This window comes from Xanthomonas sp. SHU 308 (assembly GCF_000364645.1).
In the GTDB taxonomy this organism is placed as follows: Bacteria; Pseudomonadota; Gammaproteobacteria; order Xanthomonadales; family Xanthomonadaceae; genus Xanthomonas_A; species Xanthomonas_A sontii.
The window spans coordinates 1-7,850 of record NZ_AQOK01000136.1; the positions used below are offsets into that span (position 1 = coordinate 1).

Here is a 7,850-nt window from a genome sequence, read left to right on the forward strand (position 1 = left end):
CGCGATGAAGCTGTCCGACGTCTCCATCACCCGGCCGGTGTTCGCCGCGGTGATGAGCCTGTTGCTGGTGGTGCTGGGGGTGATGGCGTACAGCCGGCTGACCCTGCGCGAGCTGCCGGCGATCGATCCGCCGATCGTGTCGGTGGAGGTGCGCTACCCCGGCGCCTCGGCGGCGGTGGTGGAGAGCCGCATCACCCAGGTGCTGGAGGACGCGCTGGCCGGCATCGAAGGCATCGAGACGATCCAGGCGCGCAGTTCCAACGGCGTGGCCGACATCAGCATCGAGTTCCGCGCCACCCGCGACATCGAGGCCGCCGCCAACGACGTGCGCGACGCGGTCAGCCGCGTGCTCGACCGCCTGCCCGACGAGGCCGACGCGCCGGAGATCGCCAAGGTCGAGGCCGATGCCGACGCCATCCTGTGGCTCAACATGAGCTCCAGCACGATGGATGCGCTGCAGCTGTCCGACTACGCCGAACGCTACGTGGTGGATCGCCTGTCCAGCATCGACGGCGTGGCGCAGGTGCGCCTGGGCGGGCGCCAGCGCTATGCGATGCGGATCTGGCTGGACCGCGACCAGTTGGCCGCGCGCGACCTCACCGTGGCCGACGTGGAGAACGCGCTGGCCCGCGAGAACGTGGAACTGCCGGCCGGCCGCCTGGAGTCGGCCGACCGCGACTTCACCCTGCGCGTGGAGCGCAGCTACCGCGCACCGGCGGATTTCGCCACGATTCCGCTCGGCAAGGGTCGCGACGGCTACGTGGTGCGGCTGGGCGACGTGGCCAAGGTGGAACTGGCCTCGGCCGAGCGCCGCGCCTACTTCCGCAGCAACGGCGTGCCCAACGTCGGCCTGGGCATCGTCAAGACCTCCACCGCCAACAGCCTGGATGTGGCCCGCGCCGCGCGCGCGGCCGCGCAGCAGATCCAGCAGACCCTGCCCAAGGGCACGCAGATCTTCGTCGCCTTCGATTCCACCGTGTTCATCGATGCCTCGGTGGAACGCGTCTACCACACCCTGATCGAGGCGGTGGTGCTGGTGCTGGTGGTGATCTGGCTGTTCCTGGGCAGCGTGCGCGCGGCGCTGATCCCGGCGGTGACGGTGCCGGTGTGCCTGGTGGCCGCGTTCATCGCGCTGTATGCGTTCGGCTTCTCGATCAACCTGCTGACCCTGCTCGCCCTGGTGCTGTGCATCGGCCTGGTGGTGGACGATGCGATCGTGGTGGTGGAGAACATCCAGCGTCGCGTCGACCTGGGCGAACCGGCACTGGTGGCGGCGCGGCGCGGCACCGCGCAGGTCGCCTTCGCGGTGATCGCCACCACAGCGGTGCTGGTGGCGGTGTTCCTGCCGGTCGGCTTCCTCGAGGGCAACACCGGGCGCCTGTTCCGCGAACTGGCGGTGGCGCTGGCCGCGGCGGTGGCGATCTCCGCCTTCGTCGCGCTGACCCTGACCCCGATGATGTCGTCCAAGCTGCTCAAGGCGCACGCGCGCGAGAAGCCCAACCGCGTGCACGGCTGGGTCGAGGCGCGGCTGCAGGGGCTGAGCGCGCGCTATCGGCGCGTGCTCGAGCGCCACGTCGGCCGCGCCTGGGTGTTCGGCGCGCTGCTGCTGGCGGCGCTGGCGGCCAGCGCGCTGCTGGCGCGGGTGATCCCCTCGGAACTGGCGCCGGCCGAGGACCGCGGCTCGTTCCAGGTGATGATCGATGCGCCGGAAGGCGCCGGCTTCGACTACACGGTGGGGCAGATGCACCAGGTCGAGGCCATCCTCGACCGCCACCGTGGCGACGGCCAGCCGATCGCGCGCGCCAATCCGCGCGTGCCCGGCAGTTTCGGCGCCAGCGAGGAGATGCACACCGGCCGGGTCAGCGTGTTCCTGCGCGACTGGAGCGAGCGCGACGTGGCTACCGCCGACGTCGCCGCGACGCTGCAGGAAGAGTTGCGCGCCTTGCCCGGCGTGCGTGCGCGCACCCAGGTCGGCGGCGGCCTGGTCAACAGCCGCGGGCAACCGTTCCAGATCGTGCTCGGCGGCCCCGACTACGCCGAGATCGCGCAATGGCGCGATCGCCTGCTCGCGCGCATCGCCGACAACCCCGGGCTGGTCGGGGCGGACTCGGACTACAAGGAAACCCGGCCGCAGATGCGCGTGGAGATCGACCGCCAGCGGGCAGCCGACCTCGGCGTGCCGGTGACCGAGATCGGCCGCGCGCTGGAGACGCTGATGGGCGCGCGCCAGGTCACCACCTTTGTCGACAACGGCGAGGAGTACGACGTGATGCTGCAGGCCAGTCGCGACGGCCGCGCCGATCCGGCCGACCTGGCGGCGATCCGGGTGCGCGCCGACAGCGGCCAGCTGATCCCGCTGTCCAACCTGGTGACCCTGCGCGAAGTCGCCGAGCCGGGCAACCTGCACCGCTTCAATCGCCTGCGTGCCATCACCATCAACGCCGGCCTGGCCCCGGGCTATCCGCTCGGCGAGGCGATCGCCTGGGCGCAGCAGGTGGCGCGCGAGGAACTGCCCGATTACGCGCAGCTCGACTGGAAGGGCGAATCGCGCGAGTACCAGAAGGCCGGCGGCGCGGTGCTGCTGACCTTCGCCCTGGCGCTGCTGATCGTGTATCTGGTGCTGGCGGCGCAGTTCGAGAGCTTCATCCACCCGCTGGTGATCATGCTGACCGTGCCGCTGGGCGTGCTCGGCGCGCTGATCGGCCTGGCGATCAGCGGCGGTACGCTCAACCTGTTCAGTCAGATCGGCATCGTCATGCTGGTCGGGCTGGCGGCCAAGAACGGCATCCTGATCGTGGAGTTCGCCAATCAGTTGCGCGATGCCGGGCGCAGCGTGCGCGATGCGATTGTAGAAGCCTCGGCGGTGCGCCTGCGGCCGATCCTGATGACCTCGCTGGCCACCGTGGTCGGCGCGATCCCGTTGGTGGTCGCCGGCGGCCCCGGATCGGCCAGCCGCGCCACCATCGGCATCGTGGTGATCTTCGGCGTATCGGTGTCCACGCTGCTGTCGCTGTTCGTGGTGCCGGCGTTCTATGCGCTGCTGGCGCCGTACACGCGCTCGCCGGACGCGGTGCAGCAGCGCCTGCAGCAGCTGGAAGCGCAGACCCCGTCGGTCGGCGGCCACGCCTGAGCCGGGCCGCTCAGGCAGCCGCGCTCAGGCCGGATCGACGCGCGACGGCGCCAGCGGCTGTGGCGCGCAGCGCGGCTGCTGCAGCAGGTGTACGAACTGCGTGGCGATCACCGCGCCACCGAAATGGCGCTGCACGAAGTCGCGCCCGGCCTGGCCCATGCGCTGGCGCCGTTCGCTGTCGCACAGGCGCAGGATCGCATCGCGCCAGCCGTCCACGTCGCCGGGCGTGAGCAGTTCGCCGCTGACCCCGGGGTCCAGCGTCTCCGCGGTACCGCCGACGTGGCTGGCCAGCACCGGCACGCCACTGGCCTGCGCCTCCACCGAGACCCGGCCGAAGGTTTCCGGCGCCAGCGACGGGAACGCCAGCATCGACATCGCGTTGTAGTAGGGCGTGGTGTCGTTGACCCAGCCGACGAAGCGGTGGCGCTGGCCGTGCGGCTGGGCCGCAGCCTGCGCCTGCAACTGCGCCGCGTCCGGGCCGTCGCCCAGCCACAGACAGTGCAGGCGCGGTTCCTGCGCCATCGCCGCCCCAGCGGCTTCCAGCAGCGGGAAGATGCCCTTGCCGGCGTGCATGCGCCCGCTGTAGCCGAGCACGATCGCATCCTCGGGCAGGCCTTGTGCGGCGCGGATGGCGCGGCCGCGTTCCGGATCCGGGCGCAGCCGCTCCATGGTCACCGGGTTGTACAGCACCTGCACCAGCGCCTCCGGCACGCCGCGCTCCAGGTAGGCCTGGCGCGCGTAGTGCGACACCGCGAAGAAGCGCGCCGCCAGGCGCGGGATCGCATAGCCGGACAGCGCACTCATCGCCGGCGTGCGGTGGCGGAACAGCGTGACCGGGATGCCCAGCACGCGTCCGGCCAGCAGCAGCGGCCAGTATTCCTTGCCGAAGTTGCCCACGAGCCAGTCCGGCCGGCTGCGCCGCGCCACGCGCAGCAGCGGCCGGTAGCCGTCCGGGTCCAGCACGTTGCGGAAGTGTCCGACGTGCACGGTGATGCCGCTGCGGCGCAGTTCGTCGGCGATCAGGCCGCCCTCGCAGGCGATGACCTCGACCTGATGACCGACGCCGGCCAGCGCCTGCGCCAGCGCCACGAAATGGGTGGCCGCGCCGGTGTTTTCGGGATTGGTGCCGACGAACAGGAATTTCATCCGCGCCGGTCCTCGTAGGCGGTGAAGGCGCGCAGCGCGAACTGCGGCAGCAGGTGATGGCGCGCGACCTGGATGCGCGGGTAGCGCATGGGGTCCGAGCCGGCCGGGGCGCGGCCGCGGCGGGTGCTGGTGGCGGCGGTGTAGCCGGCCTCGCGCACCACGTCGGCGACGCGGTCGTCGACGTCGCCGTAGGGATAGCAGAACTGCGGCACCGCCTCGCCGAGCAGGTCCTCCAGCTCGCGCTTGCAGCCGCCGATCTCCTCGCGCAGGGCCGCATCGCTGCAGCCGGTCAGGTGCGGATGCGAGCGGGTATGCGCGCCGATCTCCATGCCGCCGGCGCGCCACTGGCGCAGCTCGGCGAGATTCATCAGCGGCTTCTCGATGCCCAGCTTCTGCGCATCCCACACGTTGTGGCGGCCGATGCAGCCGCTGACCATGTACACCGTGGCGGTGAAACCCAGCCGCTGCAGCACCGGCAGCGCCGCGTGCAGGTTGTCCAGGTAGCCGTCGTCCAGGGTGACCACCGCGATCTTGCCCTGGCGCTCGCCGCGCAGGTAGGGCATGGCGTCGGACATGGACACGCCGCGGTAGCCCAGCCGCTGCAGCAGGCGCATCTGCCGGGCGAAGCGGCCCGGGCTGACGTACAGGCTGCGGTACACCTGCAGGTGCCGCGGCGCCTCGGCCACGTTGTGGTACATGAAAATCGGAATGCGGGCCGTGGCGGCGGTGTCGGAGGGCATCGGGGAACGGCTCTTTGGACGGAAGGGCGAGGTGCGGCGCGGGAGTCTACCGGGCCTGGCTTTCGCTGGTCTGTCGGGTAAAACCCTCAGCCGTAGACGATCGCGCCGCCGTGCAGGCCGCGGCCGGCGGCTATGCTGCGCTTCCCTTGCCGCAGGAGCCGCCGATGTCCGAGACCGCCGCTGCCGCCCCCTGGCGCGATCTGCAACTGCATCTGGACGGCATCGTGCTGCGGCGCTGGCGTGCCGAGGACCTGGATGCGCTGGTCCGCCACGCCGACGACGCCCAGGTGGCGCGCGGGCTCAGCCGGCGCTTTCCGCATCCCTACACGCGCGCCGACGGCGAGGCCTTCCTGGGCGGGCAGGTGATCGACCTGAACGACCCGGTGCTGGCGATCGAGATCGGCGGCGAGGCCTGTGGCGGGATCGGCCTGCATGCAGCGGCGCAGCCGGCGCCGGAGCGGGCCGAGCTCGGCTACTGGCTCGGCCGCGCGCACTGGGGCCAGGGCCGGATGACCCGCATCGTCGCCGCCTACCTGGACTGGGCGGTGCCGGCGTTGCGCCTGCAGCGGATCGAGTCGTTGACGCTACCAGACAACCATGGCTCGGCGCGCGTGCTGCAGAAGAACGGCTTCGTTGAGATCGGCACGCGCCGCGAACTGTCGTTGCGCGATGGACAACCGCGCGATTTGCGCCTGTTCGCGCGGACCCGGGCGGCGGCCTGATTCGCGCGTCGCCCGTGCGAGCGACGCGCGCGGGCCACGGCTTCAGTAAGAAATGGTGGCCGAGGTCGCGGTGGTGTCCACCGCGTAGTTGCATTGCACGTCCAGGCCCGAGCTGTCGCTGTACGACACCCACGCCGGCGACGCCACCTTCTGCATGCGGTAGTCGTAGACGCCGATCGCATCGAAGGTGATGCTCCCGTCCGGCGGATACTGGTCGCAGCTGTCCACCGCATAGACTTCCAGCGCGCCGCCCACCACCAGGTGCGTCCGGGAGTTGATGTCGTAGGTGGTGCTGAGCCGCACGCTCTGACCGGTGGTGACGTTGCGCGTGTCGACGTTCCAGTTCGTGCAGGGCAGGCCGTTGTTGCAGGTGGCGTAGGTGTCGCCGACGATCCGGTCGCCGGCCCTGGCCGCGATGAAGTCGCTGTGCCACACCATGCCGTCCTGGCAGCAGTTCCAGCTGCTCAGGTCCCAGCTGTCGTTGTAGCCGCGGTAGCCGAGTACCGGCTGCAGGATCGTGGGATCGTCGCTCTGCATCCCCGGGAAGAAGTACACCGTCTGCTGCGCCACGTTGGTCGGGTTCTGCGGCACCGTCCAGCTGGCCACGATGCGCCCCATCTTGTTGCCGGTCACGTCGATGGCCGACTGCACCCAGTCGTGGGTGATCGGCGGCGGCACCGCGCCGCGCGCGCGTGCTGCCCGCATTGCCGCGCCAGCGCGGATCGGCTGGCCGTCCAGGCCACGTCCGTCGGGGTGGACGCGGGTGCCGTTGGGGGTGAAGTTGTCCTGGGTGCAGGCCTGCGCCTGTTCGCGCGCGCCATCGGCATGCTGCAGGGCGCCGTCGGCGAGCACGCGGTCGCTGCGATGGACCTGACGCACGCAGGCCGGCGCGAAGTAGCCGAACGGCGTCTGGATGTAGTCGTCGGGGACGTTGGTGGGCTTGTGCGCGGCAGGCAGGGCGCCGACCCGCGCCAGGCGGGCGTCGGGCGCGGCGGTCTGGGCCAGTGCGCTGGCGCTCAGGCCGAGCAGGGGCAGCATCAGCAGCAGGGCGGCGTGCACGCAGCGGCGTGCGGACGAGGAAAACGGACGGATGTCGGAGTGCATGGGAATCGCCTTGTCGTGAGAATGCGGAGTGCGTTCTCGGGAGCCCGCGGAGCACGGCGCTGCGCGATGCGGCGGCGCAGGCCATCGCAGGTATCCCGTCTGCGAAGCGAATGGCACGGTGATGGTGGGTCGATGGCGCCTGCATGGTGGCGGAAGGAGCGGCGACAATGGACCCGATGCGCACGCCAGGCTTGTCGGATTTGCGCATGCGCTGCCGCGAATTCCGCACGGTGGAAGGCGGGAGCGAACCACTTCACGGTGCGGCCGGAATGCGGGTTGCGCTTTGCGGTGCATGACGTAGACAAGTCTCGGGGCCGCGCTGCGTCATGCCGGGGCAGCCAGTGGGGCGCGGATGAGCGAAAATCCCCAAAGCGCGCCGTCCCGGGCGCGCGCCCGTGCGTTTTTCAGGAGAGTCCCATGCGTCATGCCCTTCGTTCCCGCTGTGCCGCGTCGGCGCGGTGCGCCTGCGCCGCGGGCGTGCGCCGATGACCTCGCCCTGGGGCAACCGCCCACGCGGTGGGAATCCCCCCTCTCCGCCCGGGAGAGGGGCCGGGGGTGAGGGTGCGGCGGCGCCGACCAACCGCAACGAACTGCGCCTCTACGGCCTCAACGCGGTGCGCGCGGTGTACGCGCGGCGGCCGGAGGCGATCCGCAAGCTGTACCTGAGCGAGGCGCGGATCCCGGCATTGCAGCCGCTGCTGAAGTGGTGCGTGGCCAACCGGGTCGGCTACCGCGTGGTGGACGAGGCCGATCTGCACAAGCTCGCCGCCAGCAGCCACCACGAGGGCGTGGTCGCCGACGTGCTGCGCGTCGCGCCGCTGGCCCTGCCCGACTGGCTGCAGGCGCTGGCGCCGGGTCCGGCGCTGGCGCTGTGGCTGGATGGCGTGGGCAATCCGCACAATTTCGGCGCGATCCTGCGCTCGGCGGCGCACTTCGGCGTGGGCGCGATCCTGTTGCCGGAGCAGGCCGCACTGGCGCTGTCCGGTGCCGCCGCGCGCGTGGCCGAGG

Annotated in this window: 6 protein-coding genes; 3 read left to right on the forward strand and 3 right to left on the reverse strand. The window is 71.2% G+C overall.

Going from position 1 to position 7,850, the window contains the following annotated elements; translation table 11 throughout:
• Window positions 1–4: 4 nt before the first annotated feature.
• Window positions 5–3,130, forward strand: coding sequence for an efflux RND transporter permease subunit (locus tag D588_RS0105925; protein WP_017915326.1), 3,126 nt, complete (start codon window positions 5–7; stop codon window positions 3,128–3,130).
• A gap of 24 nt (window positions 3,131–3,154) precedes the next feature.
• Here D588_RS0105925 and D588_RS0105930 read toward each other — a convergent pair whose 3' ends face one another.
• Together D588_RS0105930 and D588_RS0105935 are read right to left on the reverse strand one after the other, a co-directional pair.
• Window positions 3,155–4,276 carry a glycosyltransferase family 4 protein gene (locus D588_RS0105930; protein WP_017915327.1) on the reverse strand — a complete coding sequence of 374 codons (1,122 nt, stop codon included), beginning with the start codon at window positions 4,274–4,276 and terminating at the stop codon, window positions 3,155–3,157.
• Window positions 4,273–5,016, reverse strand: a complete 744-nt coding sequence (locus D588_RS0105935; protein WP_017910593.1) for a polysaccharide deacetylase family protein — start codon at window positions 5,014–5,016, stop codon at window positions 4,273–4,275. The genes D588_RS0105930 and D588_RS0105935 overlap by 4 nt, the downstream gene beginning before the upstream one ends.
• A gap of 164 nt (window positions 5,017–5,180) precedes the next feature.
• Here D588_RS0105935 and D588_RS0105940 point away from each other — a divergent pair, with 164 nt between their 5' ends.
• Complete coding sequence (locus tag D588_RS0105940; protein ID WP_026143426.1) at window positions 5,181–5,738, forward strand: GNAT family protein; 558 nt, start codon at window positions 5,181–5,183, stop codon at window positions 5,736–5,738.
• A gap of 42 nt (window positions 5,739–5,780) precedes the next feature.
• Here D588_RS0105940 and D588_RS0105945 read toward each other — a convergent pair whose 3' ends face one another.
• Complete coding sequence (locus D588_RS0105945) at window positions 5,781–6,842, reverse strand: hypothetical protein (protein ID WP_017915329.1); 1,062 nt, start codon at window positions 6,840–6,842, stop codon at window positions 5,781–5,783.
• A 485-nt stretch (window positions 6,843–7,327) separates the two neighbouring features.
• Here D588_RS0105945 and D588_RS0105950 point away from each other — a divergent pair.
• The coding region (locus D588_RS0105950; RefSeq protein WP_345775582.1) for an RNA methyltransferase substrate-binding domain-containing protein at window positions 7,328–7,850 on the forward strand (523 nt) is incomplete at its 3' end.